At 57.6% G+C, this 413-nt stretch carries 1 protein-coding gene; it reads right to left on the reverse strand.

Going from position 1 to position 413, the window contains the following annotated elements; all coding sequences use genetic code 11:
* The coding region (locus FHL16_RS34230; protein WP_158080558.1) for a hypothetical protein at window positions 1-413 on the reverse strand (413 nt) is incomplete at both ends.

The following is a 413-nucleotide window of genomic DNA, read 5'->3' on the forward strand; positions in this document are numbered from 1 at the left end:
GTATCAGTCCAGGTGGCGGCAGTTGTCCACTCAATGTCTGTGGCATATTTCCACTGCGCCTCTATGGGTTGCTCGGTAGTGGCATCGAGCGCGCTCAATACACGAGAAGCGCCGATATTTCGCGACGTATGGCAATTGAAGCGCGCCCCCATGACTTTCAGGTTGCCTGAGCCAATCGCCTGGCCAACCCCAAACTCCAGCATATTCGAATAACTCGTCTCGTTCGTCGCCGCCCGCCAGATCCGGTAACTCACCGTCACCTTCTTGCCGCGATTCGGCTCGATGTGTTCGGCGACAAACGTGGCGTTGAGGGTGAAGTGCACGTCCTTGTCCTTGGACAGCCCGTTGAGGGTGACGGAGTCTTCCGTGGTACCCGTGACTTCACCCGTCCAGGTGTAGGTCACGATGTCACC

Source organism: Pseudomonas sp. FSL W5-0299, assembly GCF_005930655.1.
Classification (GTDB): Bacteria; Pseudomonadota; Gammaproteobacteria; order Pseudomonadales; family Pseudomonadaceae; genus Aquipseudomonas; species Aquipseudomonas mandelii.